At 55.3% G+C, this 18,440-nt stretch carries 17 protein-coding genes; 13 read left to right on the top strand and 4 right to left on the bottom strand.

What is annotated here, in order from left to right:
* The first annotated feature begins 62 nt into the window (after positions 1-62).
* The 4 genes from aroC to O1V65_RS02020 are packed head-to-tail and all read left to right on the top strand — an operon-like array spanning position 63 to position 2,963.
* A complete protein-coding gene (gene aroC / locus O1V65_RS02005; RefSeq protein WP_017490299.1) occupies positions 63-1,148 on the top strand; it encodes a chorismate synthase in 1,086 nt (361 codons plus the stop codon).
* Positions 1,149-1,193: 45 nt separating this feature from the next.
* Positions 1,194-2,030, top strand: coding sequence for a penicillin-insensitive murein endopeptidase (mepA, locus tag O1V65_RS02010; protein WP_420066644.1), 837 nt, complete (start codon positions 1,194-1,196; stop codon positions 2,028-2,030).
* Positions 2,031-2,078: 48 nt separating this feature from the next.
* Positions 2,079-2,633 (top strand): elongation factor P hydroxylase, encoded by a 555-nt coding sequence (locus tag O1V65_RS02015; protein WP_017490297.1) that lies wholly within the window; start codon positions 2,079-2,081, stop codon positions 2,631-2,633.
* 42 nt (positions 2,634-2,675) lie between these two features.
* The gene (locus O1V65_RS02020; RefSeq protein ID WP_017490296.1) at positions 2,676-2,963 is read left to right on the top strand and encodes a YfcL family protein; all 288 of its coding nucleotides are present in this window, start codon (positions 2,676-2,678) and stop codon (positions 2,961-2,963) included.
* Positions 2,964-3,028: 65 nt separating this feature from the next.
* Here O1V65_RS02020 and mnmC read toward each other — a convergent pair whose 3' ends face one another.
* Positions 3,029-5,068 (bottom strand): bifunctional tRNA (5-methylaminomethyl-2-thiouridine)(34)-methyltransferase MnmC2/FAD-dependent 5-carboxymethylaminomethyl-2-thiouridine(34) oxidoreductase MnmC1, encoded by a 2,040-nt coding sequence (gene mnmC, locus O1V65_RS02025; RefSeq protein WP_017490295.1) that lies wholly within the window; start codon positions 5,066-5,068, stop codon positions 3,029-3,031.
* Positions 5,069-5,237: 169 nt separating this feature from the next.
* Here mnmC and fabB point away from each other — a divergent pair, with 169 nt between their 5' ends.
* The 4 genes from fabB (at position 5,238) to O1V65_RS02045 (ending at position 10,025) form a co-directional block, all read left to right on the top strand.
* Positions 5,238-6,458 carry a beta-ketoacyl-ACP synthase I gene (gene fabB / locus O1V65_RS02030; protein WP_017490294.1) on the top strand — a complete coding sequence of 407 codons (1,221 nt, stop codon included), beginning with the start codon at positions 5,238-5,240 and terminating at the stop codon, positions 6,456-6,458.
* A gap of 179 nt (positions 6,459-6,637) precedes the next feature.
* On the top strand, positions 6,638-7,129 hold the full coding sequence (locus O1V65_RS02035) for a DUF2946 domain-containing protein (RefSeq protein ID WP_017490293.1): 492 nt from the start codon (positions 6,638-6,640) through the stop codon (positions 7,127-7,129).
* A gap of 117 nt (positions 7,130-7,246) precedes the next feature.
* Positions 7,247-8,740: a PepSY-associated TM helix domain-containing protein gene (locus tag O1V65_RS02040; RefSeq protein WP_192503973.1), complete on the top strand. Its 1,494-nt coding sequence runs from the start codon at positions 7,247-7,249 to the stop codon at positions 8,738-8,740.
* Between the two features lie 160 nt (positions 8,741-8,900).
* Positions 8,901-10,025, top strand: a complete 1,125-nt coding sequence (locus O1V65_RS02045; protein WP_269130119.1) for an SLC13 family permease — start codon at positions 8,901-8,903, stop codon at positions 10,023-10,025.
* Here O1V65_RS02045 and pdxR read toward each other — a convergent pair.
* Positions 10,005-11,594 carry a MocR-like pyridoxine biosynthesis transcription factor PdxR gene (gene pdxR, locus O1V65_RS02050; protein WP_269130120.1) on the bottom strand — a complete coding sequence of 530 codons (1,590 nt, stop codon included), beginning with the start codon at positions 11,592-11,594 and terminating at the stop codon, positions 10,005-10,007. The two genes, O1V65_RS02045 and pdxR, sit on opposite strands and share 21 nt — an antisense overlap.
* Before the next feature lie 109 nt (positions 11,595-11,703).
* On the opposite strand from pdxR, the gene O1V65_RS02055 reads away from it, so the two are divergent.
* Entirely contained in the window at positions 11,704-12,159 is a 456-nt protein-coding gene (locus O1V65_RS02055; protein WP_017490289.1) for a rhodanese-like domain-containing protein, read from the top strand.
* 16 nt (positions 12,160-12,175) lie between these two features.
* Here the strand turns inward: O1V65_RS02055 and flk are convergent, their stop codons facing one another.
* Positions 12,176-13,213: a flagella biosynthesis regulator Flk gene (flk, locus tag O1V65_RS02060; RefSeq protein WP_017490288.1), complete on the bottom strand. Its 1,038-nt coding sequence runs from the start codon at positions 13,211-13,213 to the stop codon at positions 12,176-12,178.
* A 159-nt stretch (positions 13,214-13,372) separates the two neighbouring features.
* Positions 13,373-14,287: a DMT family transporter gene (locus O1V65_RS02065; protein WP_017490287.1), complete on the bottom strand. Its 915-nt coding sequence runs from the start codon at positions 14,285-14,287 to the stop codon at positions 13,373-13,375.
* Between the two features lie 186 nt (positions 14,288-14,473).
* On the opposite strand from O1V65_RS02065, the gene O1V65_RS02070 reads away from it, so the two are divergent.
* The 4 genes from O1V65_RS02070 (at position 14,474) to truA (ending at position 18,434) form a co-directional block, all read left to right on the top strand.
* Positions 14,474-15,268 carry an AraC family transcriptional regulator gene (locus O1V65_RS02070; RefSeq protein WP_026110313.1) on the top strand — a complete coding sequence of 265 codons (795 nt, stop codon included), beginning with the start codon at positions 14,474-14,476 and terminating at the stop codon, positions 15,266-15,268.
* 90 nt (positions 15,269-15,358) lie between these two features.
* Positions 15,359-16,486, top strand: coding sequence for a 4-phosphoerythronate dehydrogenase PdxB (pdxB, locus tag O1V65_RS02075; RefSeq protein WP_017490285.1), 1,128 nt, complete (start codon positions 15,359-15,361; stop codon positions 16,484-16,486).
* Positions 16,487-16,593: 107 nt separating this feature from the next.
* The gene (locus O1V65_RS02080) at positions 16,594-17,604 is read left to right on the top strand and encodes an aspartate-semialdehyde dehydrogenase (protein ID WP_017490284.1); all 1,011 of its coding nucleotides are present in this window, start codon (positions 16,594-16,596) and stop codon (positions 17,602-17,604) included.
* The gene (gene truA, locus O1V65_RS02085) at positions 17,604-18,434 is read left to right on the top strand and encodes a tRNA pseudouridine(38-40) synthase TruA (RefSeq protein ID WP_017490283.1); all 831 of its coding nucleotides are present in this window, start codon (positions 17,604-17,606) and stop codon (positions 18,432-18,434) included. The genes O1V65_RS02080 and truA overlap by 1 nt, the downstream gene beginning before the upstream one ends.
* Positions 18,435-18,440: the final 6 nt, after the last annotated feature.

Consider the following 18,440-nt stretch of genomic DNA (forward strand, 5'->3'; position numbering starts at 1 on the left):
GCGGTTTGCATCAGATTTAACATCATTGAATTTAACAGCTAACTAATGGTTAAGGAGCCGTGATGGCAGGGAACAGTATTGGGCAGTTTTTCCGCGTCACAACGTTTGGTGAGTCCCACGGTATTGCGCTGGGATGCGTTATCGACGGCGTGCCTCCGGGCATTCCATTGACCGAAGCTGACCTGCAGCACGACCTGGACCGTCGTCGTCCGGGCACGTCCCGCTATACGACACAGCGCCGCGAAGCTGACGAAGTGAAGATTTTGTCTGGCGTGTTTGACGGGGTGACCACCGGCACCAGCATCGGTCTGATTATTCAGAATACCGACCAGCGTTCGCAGGACTACAGCGCGATTAAAGACGTATTTCGTCCGGGCCATGCCGATTACACCTATGAGCAAAAATACGGCACCCGCGACTATCGCGGCGGCGGTCGTTCTTCTGCCCGTGAAACCGCAATGCGTGTAGCCGCGGGTGCAGTCGCTAAAAAATATCTGGCGCAGAAATTTGGCGTACAGATTCGTGGCTATCTGGCACAAATGGGCGACGTAAGCTGCGAGCTCAAAGACTGGGATATCGTCGAGACCAACCCGTTCTTCTGCCCGGATGAGTCAAAGCTGGAAGCGCTCGACGAACTCATGCGTGAGCTGAAGAAAGCCGGTGATTCTATCGGGGCAAAAATTACCGTGGTTGCAGAGAACGTGCCTACCGGTTTGGGCGAGCCGGTCTTTGACCGTCTGGACGCCGATATTGCACACGCCCTGATGAGCATCAACGCCGTTAAGGGCGTCGAGATCGGTGACGGCTTTGCGGTTGTGAACAAGCGCGGCAGCGAAAACCGTGACGAAATCACGCCACAGGGCTTCGAAAGCAACCACGCAGGCGGCATTTTGGGCGGCATCAGCAGCGGTCAGGCGATTGTCGCGCACATGGCGCTGAAACCGACCTCAAGCATTACCGTGCCGGGTCGCACTATCAACCGCGAAGGCGAGCAGGTCGAGATGATAACCAAAGGGCGTCATGACCCTTGCGTGGGCATCCGCGCCGTGCCGATTGCCGAGGCGATGATGGCGATTGTGTTGATGGACCATCTGCTGCGCCAGCGCGCACAGTGCGGTGACGTCAATTCCAGCGTTCCGCGCTGGTAATCGCGCGACAAAAGACCGCCTGACAGCAGAGAGTGCGCTTATAGAATGCGAATTAACATCGGTTTAGTGGGATTACTGGCTTTAGCGGCATCATTGCCTGCTTTGGCCGTCACGCCGTGGCAGCGTATTACCCAACCTATTGCGGGTGCTCCGCAGGCGGTGGGGAGCTACGCCAATGGGTGTCAGATTGGCGCGAAGCCGCTGCCGCTCAACTCGCCGGACTATCAGGTGATGCGTACCGATCAGCGTCGCTTCTATGGGCAGCCTGACCTGTTGACCTTCATCAAGCGACTGTCCTCCGAGGCCAATCATGAAGGGCTGGGCACAGTGCTGATTGGCGATATGGCGATGCCTGCGGGCGGGCGTTTCAGCAGTGGACACGCGAGTCATCAGTCCGGCCTCGACGTCGACATCTGGCTACAGATGCCGCAAAAACGTTGGACTGAGCAGCAGCTGCTGAAACCGCAGCCTATCGATCTGGTCAGCCGTGACGGTAAAAGCGTGGTAAAAAGCCAGTGGCAGCCGCAAATCGAATCGCTTATCAAGTTAGCCGCTGAGGATGCCGATGTGGTCCGCATCTTCGTCAACCCAGCCATCAAGCAGCAGCTTTGTGCCGATGCGGGGAGTGACCGTGAATGGCTGCACAAGGTCAGACCATGGTTTGGTCACCGGGCGCACATGCACGTACGCCTGCGGTGCCCAGTTGGCGACCACAACTGTGAGAGCCAGGCCCCTCCGCCGCCGGGAGACGGTTGCGGCGCCGAGCTGCAAAGCTGGTTCCTGCCGCCGAAACCGGGCGGCGGTATTCCGGTGAAACGTGAGCCACCGCCGCTGCCGGCCATCTGCCAGTCGCTGCTGGATAATCATGCGGGTCAGCTGTAATCAGCCGTTATTTTGTCGTTTTGCTTTATTTTGAGTTAGTCAGTCACTATGTCAGATTCAACAGAAAAACATTATTATCAGCAGCTTATTGATATTTTTGACGGCTGTTTCAGTCAGGATCACAACACACGTTTGATCCGCGGCGACGATGAACCTATCTATCTTCCGGCCGACGAGCAGGAAGATTACAACCGCATCGTTTTTGCCCACGGCTATTACGCCAGTGCGTTGCATGAGATCTCTCACTGGTGCGTTGCCGGCGCTGAGAGACGCAAGCTGGTGGACTTTGGTTACTGGTATTGCCCAGACGGCCGCGATGCGCAAACACAAAGCGAGTTTGAGAAGGTTGAAATCAAGCCGCAGTCTTACGAGTGGATGTTCTGTGTCGCTGCAGGCTTTAACTTTAACGTCAGCTGTGACAATCTTAGCGGCGAATGTGAACCGGACCGGATAGGTTTCCAGCGCAAAGTACGTGAAGAAGTGTTGAGAATGCTTGAGAAAGGGTTGCCAGAGCGCCCGGCGCGGTTCATCCGTGCGTTGCAAGCCTACTACAACACGCCTGCGCTGAGCGCCGAGTCTTTCCCCGCGCCGCAGGACTTTTAATCTCGCAACGGGCGGATGCCCCGTGAATCAGTAAGGAAGAGAATGATTGCAGAATTTGAAGGGCGTATTTTCGCGCTAATTGAAGACATGGTTGAAAGCGCCACCGACGATGAGCTGTTTGCGAGCGGCTATCTGCAGGGTCATTTGACTGTTTCCGTTGCCGAGGCAGAAGCTAACGGCGAGAACAGCTCAGAGCAGCTGAAGGCCCGGGTTCAAAGCAGCCTGGACAAGGCGATTCAGGCCGGTGAACTCTCTCCGCGTGACCAAGTTCTGGTGCTCGGTATGTGGGAAAACCTCTACCAGAAAGCACTGCCTGAAACCGAACGTTGAGTCTGGCGCTTTGCAGGACAAAAAAGGGCCCTTAAGAGGCCCTTTTTTTACGTCTGTTGATTGCGTTAAAGCGTCTCAGGTGGGGTAATTGGCCGACCCTTCAACAGTTTGCGCACCCACATGCGATTTGGATTAAGCGCCGCCAGCGTTTTCGAATCGAGCGGAAGAGGTTCTGCCGTTATCTGTGCGGCCAGTATTTCGGCAGCGAGCGGTGCGGAACTCAGCCCTCTGGATCCCAGCGCACCCAATACGTAGAGGTTGGCATAATCCGGCGCAGGCTCAATCTCCTGCTGCTGCTTCAAACGCTGCGGCAAATCGGCATAGTTAGCCAATAGCTTAACGTAGTCTGGCACGCTGCCGACCATCGGCAGATGGTCACGCGAGGCGCAGCGCACGCCGTTTCTTGCCTCCCCGGCACTGACATCTACCTCATGCGGCCAGTCTATCCCCGGCAGGCAATCAATGAGCCGCTGGCGGTTCTGCTGCTGATCGGAATCGCGATAAAGTGGCTTGCGCTCGGCGCGATGATAGCTGGCACCGATGCAGTGATGCTGATTGTTTGGGTTAACCGGCGTCAGATAACCGTCGTAGCACAATACCTGCTTAAGCTGGCCAAGCGTCGCTGCGGTTGGCACGTGCGAAACCTGTCCACTCACAGCGTAAACCGGCAGCTTGTCGCTTTGCTCAAAGCGGGTGATATCCGCCCCGTTCGCCAACACAACGGTGGCATGTTCTGCTTCGGGTTGAGCGGCAAAGCTTAACTGCCATCCCAGCGTTTGTGTCGGTGCTATGCCGGTTACCTGGTGCTGATAATGCACCACCAGTCCGAGCGACTGGGCGTGGGCGATAGCCTGTGCGGTCAGCTGTGCTGGACACAACCAGCCACCCAACGGATAACTCACGCCGCCGTTCCCGCAGGGCACGCCAACCTGTTCGGTGAATTGCTCTGCGTTCAGCGCCGTCGCCAGCGCCTGAGGCCATTCACCTGCCATAATCTGGTCAATTTTGCCCTGACTTTTTTCGTCGTATCCTAATTGCGCAACCCCACACCAGTCATGATCAAAAACAAGATTCAGCTGGGCGAACTGGGTATATTGGCGGCGCGCAAAGGTAAAGGCATGAGCAAAGAACTGCTCGATAGTGTCGTGTCTGCCGTTCAGTAAAGGATAAACCGCACCCTGACGATTGCCCGATGCACCCAGAGCCGGTTGTGGATCTTCACAGTACAGGGTGACGCGAGAGCCGCGGCGCAGCAGTGCCAGTGAGAGCAGGGCGCTGGCAACGCCGCCGCCGATAATTGCCACCTCTTCGGGATGTGTAGCGGCAGTGCGCGAATACCAAGGGGCAGGGTGCAGGGCTTTCGGACCCGCCTCTCGCCAACCGCTGAGCATTTCACGTTTTTTGCCGTGGCCTTTGACCCGGCTGACGTTAAAGCCTGCCTGTTGCAATCCGCGACGCACAAATCCTGCGGCGGTGAAGGTCGCAAAGGTGCCTTCCGGGCGGGTGAGTTTTGCCATGGAGGTGAACAGACCTTCGGTCCACATATCTGGGTTCTTGGAGGGAGCAAACCCGTCCAGGAACCAGGCGTCAACCTGTTGAAACAGACTCGGGTCGCTCTGCGGAAGCAGGTCGGTCACGTCGCCATACCACAGGTCGAGCGTGATGCGTCCGCCGTCCAGCAACAGTCGATGGCAGCCGGCGAACGGCAGTGGCCATTGCTGGCGTAATTCCTCGGCGAAGGCGGCTAATTCTGGCCAATGAGCCAGCGCTTTGTCTAAATCTTCTGCAGAAAGTGGATATTTTTCATAGCTGATGAAATGTAATCGCTGAAGCGTTGTCAGAGGATGCTGTTGTCTGAATGCAGAGAAGGCCTGCCAAAGAGTCAGGAAGTTCAAACCCGTGCCGAAACCCGTTTCCGCAATGACTAAAAGTGGACGCGGATGCGTGACAAAACGTTCTGGAAAATGGTTGCCATTAAGAAAAACATGGCGTGTTTCATCAAGACCGCCGCTTTCGGAAAAGTAGATGTCATCAAACTGTGAGGAAACAGGTGTACCCTGTTCATTCCACCGTAATTCGGCCGGTTGGATGGGAGTGTGATCCACGTAAAACTCTCTTGGTTCTAGGCTGTGCGCGAAGTTTAACTGTCTGCTACTCTCTGCGCAAATTTCAATTCTTTACATAATGAATTGCTGATCGGACTTGTTCGGCGTACAACTGTACGCTAAAGTGCATGGCGAAATCCCGAATAGTTAATAGTAAAAGAGGTATTAAATGAAACGTGCTGTGATTACTGGTCTGGGCATTATCTCGAGCATCGGTAACGACAAGCAGGAAGTTCTCGAGTCTCTGAAAGCAGGGCGCTCAGGGATCACTTTCTCGCAAGAATTCGAAGATGCAGGGATGAAATGCAAAGTCTGGGGCAATGTGAAACTGGACACAGCCGGTCTTATCGATCGTAAAGTCGCGCGTTTCATGAGCGATGCTTCTATTTACGCTTACCTTGCCATGGAGCAGGCGATTGCAGACTCAGGTCTGACTCCAGAAATGGTTTCAAACGACCGTACCGGCCTGATCGCAGGTTCCGGTGGTGGTTCTCCGCGTAACCAGGTTGCTGGTTCTGACGCGATGCGTTCTACCGGCCTGAAAGGCGTTGGTCCTTTCATGGTGACCAAAGCGATGGCATCTGGCGTTTCTGCCTGCCTGGCGACCCCATTCAAAATCCGTGGCGTTAACTACTCCATCAGCTCAGCCTGTGCGACCTCTGCTCACTGCATTGGTAACGCGTATGAGATGATTCAGTTAGGTAAACAGGACGTTGTATTTGCTGGCGGCGGCGAAGAGCTGTGCTGGGAAATGGCCTGTGAGTTTGACGCGATGGGCGCAATGTCTCGTAAATTCAACGAAAATCCAGAAAAAGCTTCCCGCACCTATGATACAGACCGCGACGGTTTTGTTATCGCAGGCGGCGGCGGCATCGTTGTTGTCGAAGAACTTGAGCACGCTTTGGCTCGTGGCGCGCACATCTATGCTGAAATCATCGGCTACGGCGCGACCTCAGACGGTGCAGACATGGTGGCTCCATCAGGCGAAGGCGCTGTGCGCTGCATGAAGATGGCGTTGCAGAACGTTGATACCCCTATTGACTACCTGAACGTGCACGGCACTTCTACGCCAATCGGCGACAGAAAAGAGCTGGGTGCAGTGCGTGAAGTCTTCGGTGATAAAGCGCCAGCAATCTCTTCTACCAAAGCCATGACCGGTCACTCTCTGGGTGCCGCTGGCGTGCAGGAAGCTATCTACACCCTGCTGATGGCTGAGAACAACTTCATCGCACCAAGCATCAACATCGAAAATCTCGATGAAGCGGCAGAAGGCATCAACATCGTGACTCAGCCTACCGAGCGTGAGCTGACTACCGTGATGTCTAACAGCTTCGGCTTCGGCGGTACCAACGCCACGCTGGTGATGCGTAAGCTGAAAAACGATCGTTAATCCTTTGTGATTCAACGCTGAATATCGAAAGCTCGCCCTCTGGCGGGCTTTCTTTTTTTGGATCACGGCCGACAGACTTTCACTCCAATTATCCTGCATTTAATCAACATTTCAGATACAATTCCCTGCGCCTCACTCCTCACTGAATACATTTTTAAGATGCGATTTATTTTTCAACGATGAAAATCTCAATTGGCCAGATAGCGCATTCGCGAGGTCGCTTCCCCGCATGGCTGGGAATTTGCGCGATCCTGATGCTGTTTATCGCGCCAGTGGTCTCTAAAGCGCTGGTCGCTCAAGGCGTGCCGATGCCGATGATGGCGGGCATGGAGATGTCGTCGATGAATGAGATGTCGGATAGGGCGATGAGCGATATGCCGATGTCGGAGCACGTCAAACACGCCGTGGGGGCAGAGCATGCGGTGGCCGACAACAGCGGGAACAGCACGCCGTCTGACACGATGTCTCCTCTGGAGATGATGGACGCCGCCTGCGGATATTGCGTGCTGCTGATGCACCTGCCGCTGCTGGTGCTGCTCGCGATCCCGCTTTTGTGGTCGCTGGCGAGAATGGTTCGCCCTCCCTTTATACGCGTTACTTCCTGTCTTATTCCTGCTCCTGTCTTTACCGATGCTCAACCGCGTGCGCCACCTGAACTTGTCTGGGCCTGATAACGGCCAAAGCGTTTAAAAATCAATTTATTGCAAGATAACCTGCCGTTGCGTCTATCATCCGACGCGGCTGCGGCGTTGTTTGATTTTATACTGACAAGCTTCAGGACATTCCCTATGAGTCAATCCTTGGACCGCACCGCTGTGGCGGGCGATTTGAGTACCAAAGCCGCCGCGCTGGCGCTGCTAAAACGCATCCATTTTTATATTGGTTTGTTTGTTGGACCGTTTATTTTCATCGCCGCGCTTACCGGCGTGCTGTACGTTGCTACACCGCAAATTGAAAATAAACTCTATGCTAACCAGCTTTTTACCTCATCAACAGGCACCGTTCAGCCGTTGTCGAGGCAGGTCGAGTCCGCCCGTGCCGTCGTCGGCGAGCAGGCGGAAATCTACGCCGTGCGACCGGCTCCCTCACGCGGCGAAACCACCCGCGTGCAGTTTTCCGAGCCGGGACTGGGTGCATCAAAAAGCCGTGCCATCTTTATCGATCCCGTTACGCTGGATGTAAAAGGCAGTTTGGTTGTCTACGGCACCAGCGGTGTGTTGCCGTTTCGTACCTGGCTGGATGATTTGCACCGTGGGCTTTTGTTGGGGGATATCGGCCGTAATTACAGCGAGTTGGCAGCATCCTGGCTGTGGGTTGCTGCACTGGGCGGGCTGCTATTATGGGCATTTACCCGGGGCGGCCAGAAATCGGTTCGTAAAATGACCCGGCAGGGTGCGCGCCAGCGTCGTAGTCGTCTGTGGCACACCACGCTTGGGATTGTATTGCTCGGCGGCCTGCTGTTTTTCTCGGCCACCGGCCTCACCTGGTCGCAGTGGGCGGGAAATAATATCGGTATTTTGCGTGCCGATATGGGGTGGTTAACGCCCTCGGTCTCCACACAATTGAGCGCTGAGGCACCCCATGAGGTCGCCGATGAACACGCCGAACATCACGCCGCTTCCATGAGTGGCATGAAGATGGCCGATATGCCGGATATGGACATGAGTGCCATGCAGCCCGCACCGGCTCAAGCATTGCAGATAAAAGACGCCAGCTTTGATAGCGTGGTGGCCGCCGCGCGGGCGTCAGGTATTGATGCGGCAAAAATCGAAATTCGACCCGCTTACAAGGCTAGCAAAGCCTGGACGGTCAGCGAGATTGACCGCAGTTGGCCGACCCGCGTTGACGCCGTCTCTGTGGATCCCGCCAGCCTGCGCATCGTTGATCACGTCTACTTTGCCAAATTTCCACTCCTGGCGAAGCTGACACGCTGGGGCGTAGATGCCCATATGGGCGTTCTGTTTGGCGTGTGGAACCAGGTGGTGCTGATTCTGTTTGGGTTGGGGACCTGTGCACTCATTGGTTGGGGTTATGTATTGTGGTGGCAGCGCAGACCGAAGATGGCCGGTCAACGTAGCCCAACCGCAACACTCATTCAGACCTGGCGGGCGGTTCCTGTTTTGCCGCGTTGGGTTCTATTGGCGTTAGCCATTGCTCTGGCCTTTAGCCTGCCGGTGATGGGTGTGAGCCTGCTGGTGTTCCTAATTGTGGATCTACTGCGCTGGCTGCGTCAGGCCAGAGAGCCGCACTCAAAGCCGATGACCTCGGCGCGCCAGCCATAACTTCACCGAATATACTGCGGTGATGGATGAAAAAGGGATGCATTAGCATCCCTTTTTTTGCGAGACGTCGCGGAGAGTTAACCGGCGCATCTGGCGTAATGCTTTTCTGTAAGGTAACGTCTGCACATTACCGGCCGGTATGTAAACTTGCGATATCCTAATGATGAATCAAACCTTTTCGATGCTTTTTCGTCCTTTTCTGCGCGACCGTTTTTTACATATTTTACTGTTGCTGGGCGTGATTCTCACCGTCTTTCAGCCCGAGAAAGCATCGCAGTTTATAAGCTTTGTTGACTGGAACACCATCGTCACTCTGCTAGGCCTGCTGATGCTGACTAAGGGCGTTGAGCTGAGCGGGTATTTCGACGTTGTGGGTCGAAAGATGATAAATACGCTGGACAACGAACGCTGGCTGGCACTGTTTTTAGTCACTGCGGCGGCGGTGCTTTCGACCTTTATGACTAACGATGTCGCGTTGTTTATTGTGGTGCCGCTGACCATCACGCTGAAAAAGCTGACGTCGTTGCCGGTGACGAGACTGATCGTCTTTGAGGCGCTGGCGGTTAACGCAGGCTCGTTGCTGACACCTGTGGGCAATCCGCAGAATATCCTGCTGTGGAATCGTTCTGGTCAATCGTTCCTGCATTTTATTGCTCAGATGACACCGCTGGCGCTGGTGACGATGGCTGCACTGTTGATAGTTACCTGGATAAGCTTCCCGTCGCACAGCCTCAAGAAGAAAGAAAGCCAAAGCCAAAGTACCTTCAGCAAGCCGCTACTCATCTCTTGCGTCGTTTTGTATCTGCTGTTTATTGCCTGCGTCGATTTAGGCTTTGCCCGTTACGGACTCGTTGCCGTATTGGTTGGCTTTCTGGTGATGTCGCGTCAGGTGCTGCTGCGTATCGACTGGCCGCTGATTTTGGTGTTCATCACTATGTTTGTCGATGTCCGGCTGATTGTGGGGCTGGGTGCTTTGCAGCAGGCATTGGGCAGCATTGCCGGTCTGCCAGACTATGGTCATTACCTGCTGGGGCTCGGGCTTTCGCAGGTGATTAGCAACGTTCCGGCAACGATTTTGCTGGTGAACTATGTTCCCGCCAATGCGCTGCTGGCCTATGCCGTCAATGCCGGAGGGTTTGGTCTGGTCATTGGGTCTCTCGCTAACCTGATTGCACTGCGGATGTCGGGAGAGAAGAAAATTTGGATCACTTTTCACTATTACTCTTTTGCCTTTTTAGCGTTTAGCGGGCTTGTCGGCTGGTGGTTATTGCCTCTGGTTGCCTAGCTTTTGGAGGCGGTCAACGGCGGCGGTGATTTCGCCCGGCGTCAGCGCTGAAAATCCCAGCAGCCAGCCGTCTTTCACGGTCGAGATAGCGGTATCTGCATTGGGCAGATAGAGGGCTGAAAGCCCCGGCGTAATGACGCCGAGACGTTGAGCCTGCTGGCTGAGTATGGCTTCTTGCCCGACAGGCAGGCGAACGGCCAACTGAAGTCCCCCGGCCGAAGGCTGAGGGGTTATCCAGTCACCCAGTTTTTGCTTTATCTGCGTCAGTAAGCTGTCGCGACGGCTCTGGTAAAGCTGGCGCATATAGCGCAGGTGGGCGGCGAAGTGGCCTTGCTGGATAAATTCAGCGGTCACCGCCTGCATTAACTGCGAAGTGTGGCCGTCGTAAACGGTGCGAAGCGTCGTGGCAGGCGCAACCAGCGCTGGCGGCAGCACCATGTAGGCCAGTCGCAGCGAAGGGAATAGAACCTTTGAAAATGTGCCGAGATAGATGACGCGCTGATGAGTATCCAGCCCCTGCATGGCGGGAAGCGGACGACCGTCATAGTGCAGTTCGCTGTCGTAATCGTCTTCAATTATCCAACTCGCCTGCCGCTTGGCGTAATCGAGCATCGCTATCCTACGGGGTAAACTCAGGCTGACACCAGTGGGATAATGGTGTGAGGGCGTCAGATAAATAAGCCGTGGCGGCGGCAGATTATCGGCTAATGCCACTCCTTGTTCATCGACCGGGATCCCGTGAAGATGGGCACCCGCGCTTGCAAAGGCATTGCGCGCACCGAGGTAGCCGGGCTGTTCAATCCATACCGGGTCGCCGTTGTCGATGAGCAGCGTGGCGAGCAACTGGAGTGCCTGCTGCGAGCTGGTGGTAATCACAACGTGTTCGGCGCTGCACAGCACGCCCCGCGACTGCTGCAAATAGCCCGCAACCGCCTCACGCAGGGCAATATGCCCCTGTGGGTCGCCATACCCCAGCAGCCGCTCACCGCCCAGCCTGAGCGTTTTATTGGTCAATTGCCGCCACAGCTTTAATGGGAATGCGCGTAAATCCGGTGAACCGGCGGCGAACGGCAGAGGCGTCTGTGGGTCCCGGCATCCACCGGTGGCAATAATCTGGGCTCCGCGCGCCGAGAGCAGGGCGGACGAGGTCTTTTCCTGGGCGAACGCTGGCCTATCGTCCTGCAACTTGCGCGAAGCTTTAGTTGTGGACCTACGGGGCGCGTTGTCCTGGAGAGGGTTAACCCCGTTTGCGGCAGCAAGCACCTCTGCGCTGACAAAAGTGCCTTTCCCCACATGACGGGTAATATAGCCTTCGGCTTCAATCTGCGCATACGCGGCCTCAACGGTAATACGCGAAAGTTGCAGGTCGGTGGCCAAAAGGCGTGATGACGGCAGGCGTTGCCGTGGGGATAGCGCGCCCAAACGAATTGCCTGCCGCAGTGCGGCGCAAAGCCGGTCACGCAGTGAAGTAGACGCAAGATCCGACTGTTCGAACAGTTGTATGAGAGCGCCGTGTTGGCGATGGGCAGGAGAGGCCGGTTGCTTGCTCAAAATGGGTCTTACCCTCATCGTTAAAATGGTCTTAATTATAAGACCAAAAGGCGGCAATATAACACCGGTGTGAGGAGTTAAAACCCCTCATCGGCCTTGCACCAATCAACGAACTCAGGAGAATTCTATGCAGCCCATGTCGAAAGTTTTGGCTTTTCCGCCGCCGCAGCCACAGGTCAGTGAGCACTATTTGTATTCCAAATTGAGTTTTTATACCGATGCATGGGACGTCGCCGAAGACCTGCGTCATCAGATTCCAGACGTGGTGGTGCTCGACGCCCGTTCAGAGCAGCATTATCAGGCGGGCCACATTCCTGGTGCCGTGAGCTTCCCACATCGATTAATAAATGAAGAAACGGTGGCAAATCTGGCTCGCGACAAGGTGTATGTGACCTACTGCGACGGCATTGGCTGCAACGGTTCTACGCAAGGAGCTTACAAGCTGGCGAAGCTGGGTTTTAGGGTCAAGGAACTGATTGGTGGACTGGATTTCTGGATACGCGACGGGCATCCGCTGGCGAAAGGTACAGAGGCCGGTGTTTATCCGGCCAACGTTGAGGTGCAGGACTGTGGGTGCGAGTAATGGCTAAAAGCCTTGCTCAGACCACTAACCACAGCACCAGAGCGAGCAATACCAGGATAATAACGGTAAGCCAGACGCCGCCGTTGGGCCGCATAGACTCGGGCAACATCGCAACGAAAGGATTGACCCGTGAGGTGGAGTTCGAGATACGCGGCTGTCTTTCCTGCGGGCGGTCATGGCGAACGGTATTCCCCACGCGCTGACTAAACAGCACGGTAATCAGGCTGTTGACCTGGGCAGGCAGCAGAGGGGTTTTGGGCGTTGCATGAAAATTGCTGGCGGCGTAGTCGCTCAGACGATGCTGCTCTAGCTCCGTTGCAGGCTGTTTTAGCACGCTGAGCAGGCTGGTCAGCGTTGGCGCGGTTTGCTGGCTAACGGTGATTTTCACCTGAGCAAACTGAGTCAACAGCTGGAAATGTTTGGCCGGGATAGGGTCACCGACCTTGACGCCAACCAGCATAAACAGGTCCTGCCAAATCTTGGCCGGGGCTTCACCGGTCGCGGCGCTGAGCTTGGTCACCGACTGTTGAAGATTGTTATGCTCGGCAGGAAGCAGGGGACGGTCCATTACCGCCGTAAGCTGTGGCTGAGGAATGGCCATCTCTCGCGACTGGATGAGCACCAGCACCTTTTCAAGCTGTTCATGGCTAAGCTGGCTGAGCACCGTGTGGCCGAAATTCTGGCGTATAAATTCGCTCACAGCCTGACGATTATTGCCCAGCGGCACCAGTTCGGTGAGCTGCTGCATGAGTTGGCGCGTGGCGTGGCTGTCCTGTGCCTGATTGAGCTTGGCTAACAGCAGCGTCTCGGCCTGCGCACATTGGCTGGCGTTAAGTTCGGCGTCATGGGGCAACGACAGATCGTGGCGCAGGTTGGCCCAGATCTCGGGGGATTTCATGGTCGTTAAGGCCATGAGCTTCACGATCAGCTTTTCGAGGGTGGTTCGCTGAGCGGGGGTCAGCGGATGATTTTCACCCGCTCCGGCAGGGACTGTTTGACCATCAGGCTGTTCCCGATTTTCGTCAACGGGCGAGCGGCCACTCAAAGGTTGCATAGTACCAGTCCTTGCTAAGAGGTTTTATGCCCCCGCAGGCTAAACATTGGGGGGATAAAAGAATATTAAACACGGCGTCGAGCGCACAAGGCCGACATCATACAGATAAATCTTTTATATCGACACCGTGAATACCTTCATAGCAGAGATTCTTTTGACTTAACTTTCCTGCTTATCCTCAACGAGGAGGGTGGGTTCACGACGTCCAAACAGTGGCGTTCGCAGTCTCTGGGCCAGGATCACGCCAATCAGGGTAATTCCCCCGCCGATGAGGTGATAACTGTGCAGCTGCTCGTGCAGAAACAGTACCGCGATAACCGCCGTGAAAATAGGCGTCAGGTTCATAAAGATGGTTGCCAGATTAGCCCCAAGATGATGAACGCCTTTAATCCACAGGAACGGCGCAATAATCGAGGCAGGGATACCGGCAAACAGAACCAGCGGAATGTTGTGCTCGTTCAATTGTACGTCGTTTGCCATCAGGAAATTAGGCACCAGCATCACAACGCCAAAAATAATCTGCAGATAAAGCGACTGCCAGTTTGGCACGGGAATGGCCCAACGCTTGGTCAGCACGCCGTACAGCGCGTAAGAGGCAGAGGCGGCGAACATCATGAGCTCACCCATGCCAACGCCCTGTTGCAGCAGCAGTTCAGGGTGACCCGAGCTCACCAGCCAAATCAGGCCGCCGAGTGAGACCAAGCTGCCTACGGCGATGCCGACGGTGGGTACCACGCTAAGCACCACCAGGCTGATAAGCACGGTCAGTAGCGGAATAAGGGAAGCAATAATTCCCATGAAAAGCGCGCTTACTGTGTGGGCGGCATAGTAGGCCAGGCTCTGATAGAGCACCATGCCCAGCAGCCCGAGGATCATAAACTTCCACCAATATTTTTTGATTTCGGCGCGATTGCGCCACACGCTCGGCAGGATAAACGGCGTCAGGGTGACTAACGCCAGTAACCAGCGATAAAACGAGATAGCCGCGGGGTCAATAGCTCCGGCGGCTGCTTTGCTCACCACGGCGTTTAAAGACCAAATGAGCACGGCAAAAAGAGGGAACAGCAGGTTCATGAGTTGAGTCCAATGTGAATGATCACGTTAGTGTATTACTGTCTGGTTTTTTAGATATACTGATAACCAGACATCTTGTGACGCTAACCAGACAATATGAGTCCCAGTGGCACAAGAGATTGAGTAGAGTAGATCGAATTTATTAAAGCATCATTGTGGCGAATCATTTTCGCAGGAAACCTTTATATGGGCACCCCAAAAAAGAGCCGCATTGCCGCCCACTCTTTTCCATTATCTACCCAGCCTCCCGAGCCGATACTGTTTCGCGGCGAAACGGTGAGCGCCAATACCGAATACGCCCCGCACTCCCACAGCTGGAGTCAGATAATTTGTGTCAAGTCGGGAGTATTGACGATGGAGGTGGACGGACAGCGTTACCTTGCGCCCCCCGAGTTTGCGTTTTGGTTGCCCGCCGGAATCGTACATTCAAGTTATAACCGCAAGACCACTCGCTTTTATGCCATCGATATCGCCGCTGAACTTAATGAAGGGCTGCCGCAGTCGGCCTGTATGCTGAGCCTGACGCCGGTGTTTAACGCCATCGCAGAAGACTGTTTTGCGCGCAATTTGTCAGTGCCTAAAACCGCCGCTGATATGCGCATGTGCCAGGTTCTGCTCGACCAAATCGCCATTTGTCCGCGACTTCGCGCCTATCTCCCAGGTTCTGAAGACAAACTGCTGGCACCCGTGCTCTCGGCACTGGAAAAGGATCCGGCCAATAATCTGTCGCTGGCCGAGTGGGCAAAGCAGGTTTATACCTCCGAGCGCACGCTGTCGCGTCGGTGTCAGGAAGAGCTCGGCATGGCGTTCAGTGAATGGCGGCAGAGGCTGCGTTTTCTATACGCTATCTCCCTGCTCGAACAGGGGAAAAGCATCCGCGAGGTTGCACTGGACGTGGGATACAGCTCCTCTTCCGCCTTCATTAACATGTTTGTGCAAATCTCGGGTACTACGCCTCAGCGTTTTCGCACTGAACAATAATTCGCTGGGTATATATAGCCGAAAAGCTATGGCAAAATGGCCTCCGTTTGATAAAAACTTAATTTTTTTGCATGGCTAGCGGAGACAAGCGTGAAAATCCTGGTTGATGAAAATATGCCTTATGCGGTCGAGCTGTTCAGCCGATTGGGTGAAGTTCAGGCCGTACCCGGCCGTCCGATCCCAACAGAAGCTCTCTCGTCTGCCGATGCACTGATGGTGCGTTCTGTGACAAAGGTTAACGAGAGCCTGTTACGCGACACGCCGGTGAAATTTGTTGGCACTGCCACCGCCGGGACTGACCACGTGGATGACGGTTGGCTTGCGCAGGCGGGTATCGGTTTCTCGGCGGCACCGGGCTGTAACGCTATCGCCGTCGTAGAATACGTGTTCTCTTCGCTGTTGATCCTTGCCCAGCGTGACGGTTTTTCTCTGCGCGACAAGACCATTGGCATCATCGGCGTGGGTAACGTTGGCTCTCGCCTGAACGCGCGCCTGACGGCACTGGGTATCCGCACGCTGCTGTGTGATCCACCGCGCGCGGCGCAAGACAGCAGTGAGACCTTCTGGCCGCTCGACAAGCTGGTCGCCGAGGCTGATATTCTGACCTTCCACACGCCGCTGAATCAGTCTGGTCCCGATAAAACCTTTCATCTGGTGGATGCGGCACTGCTCGCAGCCCTTAAACCTGGCGCTATTCTTATTAATGCCTGCCGTGGCGAAGTGGTCGACAACGCGGCGCTTCTGGACGCACTCAACGGCGAAAAACCGCTGACCGCCGTGCTTGACGTCTGGGAACCTGAACCGGAGTTGTCGCTGGCGTTGCTCGACAAGGTGGCTATCGGCACGGCTCACATCGCGGGTTACAGCCTGGAAGGCAAGGCGCGCGGCACCACGCAGGTGTTCGAGGCCTATAGCCAGTTTATCGGCAATCCGCAGCATGTTCCGCTCGCTAGCCTGCTGCCTGCGCCAGAGTTTGGCGAAGTTCTCCTGCGCGGCGAGCTCACAGAAGCTAAACTGCTGCGTCTGGCGCACTTGGTGTATGATGTGCGCCGCGATGATGCGCCTCTGCGTCGCGTCGCGGGAAAAAGCGGGGAGTTTGACCGCCTGCGTAAGTTTTATGAAGAACGCCGTGAATGGTCTTCGCTGCAGGTTCACTGTGATAATCACGAAACAGCAGACCTGTTGAAAAAAATCGGTTTCAGCAGCGACGTCATTTAATTTTCCCCTAAGGAACGCGCTTCATACTGACGTATCCTTTCATAAATCAGGGCGGTGATTGCCGCCCCTTTTAGTTTGTAGTCTGAAATTTTCTGGAGAGAACCAACATGTCTGATGGCTGGAATATTGCGCTGCTTGGCGCCACTGGCGCAGTGGGTGACGCGCTGCTGGAGCTACTGTCTGAACGTCAGTTCCCGGTTGGTGAGCTTTTCCCTCTGGCGAGCGAGCGCAGCGCCGGACAAACCATTCGCTACAACGGTAAGAGCATGCTGGTACGCGATGCCGCCGAGTTCGATTGGTCACAGGTGCAACTGGCCTTTTTCGTTGCCGGTAAAGAGGCTTCCGCGAAATATGCCGAAGAAGCGGCAAATCAGGGGTGTCTGGTTATCGACAGCAGCGGCCTGTTTGCCCTGGAGCATGACGTGCCGCTGGTGGTGCCGGGCGTAAATCCGGACGTGCTGACGCACTACCGCAACCGCAACATCGTGGCGGTTGCCGATAGCCTGACCAGCCAACTGCTGACCGCCATCAAGCCGCTGACCGAGCTGGCTGGGCTGTCTCGCCTGCACGTGACTTCTCTGCTCTCCGTTTCTGCTCTCGGCAAGGCCGCAGTTGACGATCTCGCGGGCCAGAGCGCGCGCCTGCTCAACGGCATTCCGGCCGAGGAAGGCATCTTCAGCAAACAGCTGGCGTTTAACCTGCTGCCGTTGCTGAATGACGGCGAAGGCAGCGTGCTCGAAGAACGTCGCCTGGTTGATCAGGTGCGAAAAGTGGTGCAGGACGATGGCCTGCCGATTTCCGTTAGCTGCGTGCAGTCGCCGGTGTTCTACGGTCATGCGCAGGTCGTGCATCTCGAAGGTTTGCGTCCGCTGTCTGCCGAAGAAGCTCGTGCTGAGCTTGAGAAGGTTGACGACATCAATTTGAGCGACGAAGACGACTTCCCGACCCAGGTCAGCGATGCTTCAGGTAATGCTTCATTGAGCATCGGCTGCCTTCGCAACGATTACGGTATTCCTGAGCTTATCCAGTTCTGGTCTGTCGCCGATAACGTGCGCTTTGGTGGCGCGTTGATGGCGGTAGAAACGGCTGAGAAATTGATCCAGGAGTATTGGTATTAATGTCTGTTGAGCAACCCTCCGAACAGGCGTCTCCGGCCGTGGCTGAGCGCATTGCCTTGGGGATTGAATATGACGGCAGCCGCTATTACGGCTGGCAGCGTCAGCAGGAAGTCGAAAGCGTGCAGGAGTGGCTCGAGAAGGCGTTGAGCCGCGTGGCCGACGCGCCCATTACCGTGCAGTGCGCCGGGCGTACCGATGCCGGTGTAAGTGCAACCGGTCAGGTCGTGCATTTCGATACCCCGGTTATCCGCAAGGATGCCGCCTGGACCATGGGGGTAAACACCCATCTGCCAAAAGATATTGCGGTGCGCTGGGTGAGCCACGTCCCGCAGGACTTCCATGCCCGTTTTACCGCGACGGCGCGGCGTTATCGTTATGTGATTTATAACCATCGCTATCGTCCTGGCATCTTAAGTCATGGAATTACCCACGTTCATATGCCGTTGGATGTTGAAAAAATGCAGCGGGCAGGGCAATGTTTGCTGGGCGAAAATGACTTCACCTCATTTCGTGCGGTTCAATGCCAGTCAAGAACGCCTTGGCGCTTCATGATGCATCTCAACGTGAGCCGGTTTGGAAATTATGTTGTGGTTGATATAAAGGCCAACGCATTTGTTCATCATATGGTGCGCAATATCGTCGGCAGTCTGGTTGAAATAGGTGCGGGTAACCAGCCTGAAAGCTGGATGGCTGAATTGTTGGCTGCGAAAGACAGAAATCTTGCTGCAGCCACGGCCAAGGCTGAAGGTTTGTATCTTGTTGCCGTTGATTATCCTGAAAAGTTTGCTCTACCAGCCGTCACTATGGGCCCACTTTTTCTCGCCGATTAAAGGACA

The organism is Rouxiella badensis (genome assembly GCF_026967515.2).
Classification (GTDB): domain Bacteria; phylum Pseudomonadota; class Gammaproteobacteria; order Enterobacterales; family Enterobacteriaceae; genus Rouxiella; species Rouxiella badensis.

What these genes read in the sequence shown, in the direction of transcription:
- aroC (WP_017490299.1), top strand. Translation starts at nt 63, where the DNA reads ATGGCAGGGAACAGTATTGGGCAGTTTTTCCGCGTCACAACGTTTGGT.
- mepA (WP_420066644.1), top strand. Translation starts at nt 1,194, where the DNA reads ATGCGAATTAACATCGGTTTAGTGGGATTACTGGCTTTAGCGGCATCA.
- O1V65_RS02015 (WP_017490297.1), top strand. Translation starts at nt 2,079, where the DNA reads ATGTCAGATTCAACAGAAAAACATTATTATCAGCAGCTTATTGATATT.
- O1V65_RS02020 (WP_017490296.1), top strand. Translation starts at nt 2,676, where the DNA reads ATGATTGCAGAATTTGAAGGGCGTATTTTCGCGCTAATTGAAGACATG.
- fabB (WP_017490294.1), top strand. Translation starts at nt 5,238, where the DNA reads ATGAAACGTGCTGTGATTACTGGTCTGGGCATTATCTCGAGCATCGGT.
- O1V65_RS02035 (WP_017490293.1), top strand. Translation starts at nt 6,638, where the DNA reads ATGAAAATCTCAATTGGCCAGATAGCGCATTCGCGAGGTCGCTTCCCC.
- O1V65_RS02040 (WP_192503973.1), top strand. Translation starts at nt 7,247, where the DNA reads ATGAGTCAATCCTTGGACCGCACCGCTGTGGCGGGCGATTTGAGTACC.
- O1V65_RS02045 (WP_269130119.1), top strand. Translation starts at nt 8,901, where the DNA reads ATGATGAATCAAACCTTTTCGATGCTTTTTCGTCCTTTTCTGCGCGAC.
- pdxR (WP_269130120.1), bottom strand. Translation starts at nt 11,594, where the DNA reads ATGAGGGTAAGACCCATTTTGAGCAAGCAACCGGCCTCTCCTGCCCAT.
- O1V65_RS02055 (WP_017490289.1), top strand. Translation starts at nt 11,704, where the DNA reads ATGCAGCCCATGTCGAAAGTTTTGGCTTTTCCGCCGCCGCAGCCACAG.
- flk (WP_017490288.1), bottom strand. Translation starts at nt 13,213, where the DNA reads ATGCAACCTTTGAGTGGCCGCTCGCCCGTTGACGAAAATCGGGAACAG.
- O1V65_RS02065 (WP_017490287.1), bottom strand. Translation starts at nt 14,287, where the DNA reads ATGAACCTGCTGTTCCCTCTTTTTGCCGTGCTCATTTGGTCTTTAAAC.
- O1V65_RS02070 (WP_026110313.1), top strand. Translation starts at nt 14,474, where the DNA reads ATGGGCACCCCAAAAAAGAGCCGCATTGCCGCCCACTCTTTTCCATTA.
- O1V65_RS02080 (WP_017490284.1), top strand. Translation starts at nt 16,594, where the DNA reads ATGTCTGATGGCTGGAATATTGCGCTGCTTGGCGCCACTGGCGCAGTG.
- truA (WP_017490283.1), top strand. Translation starts at nt 17,604, where the DNA reads ATGTCTGTTGAGCAACCCTCCGAACAGGCGTCTCCGGCCGTGGCTGAG.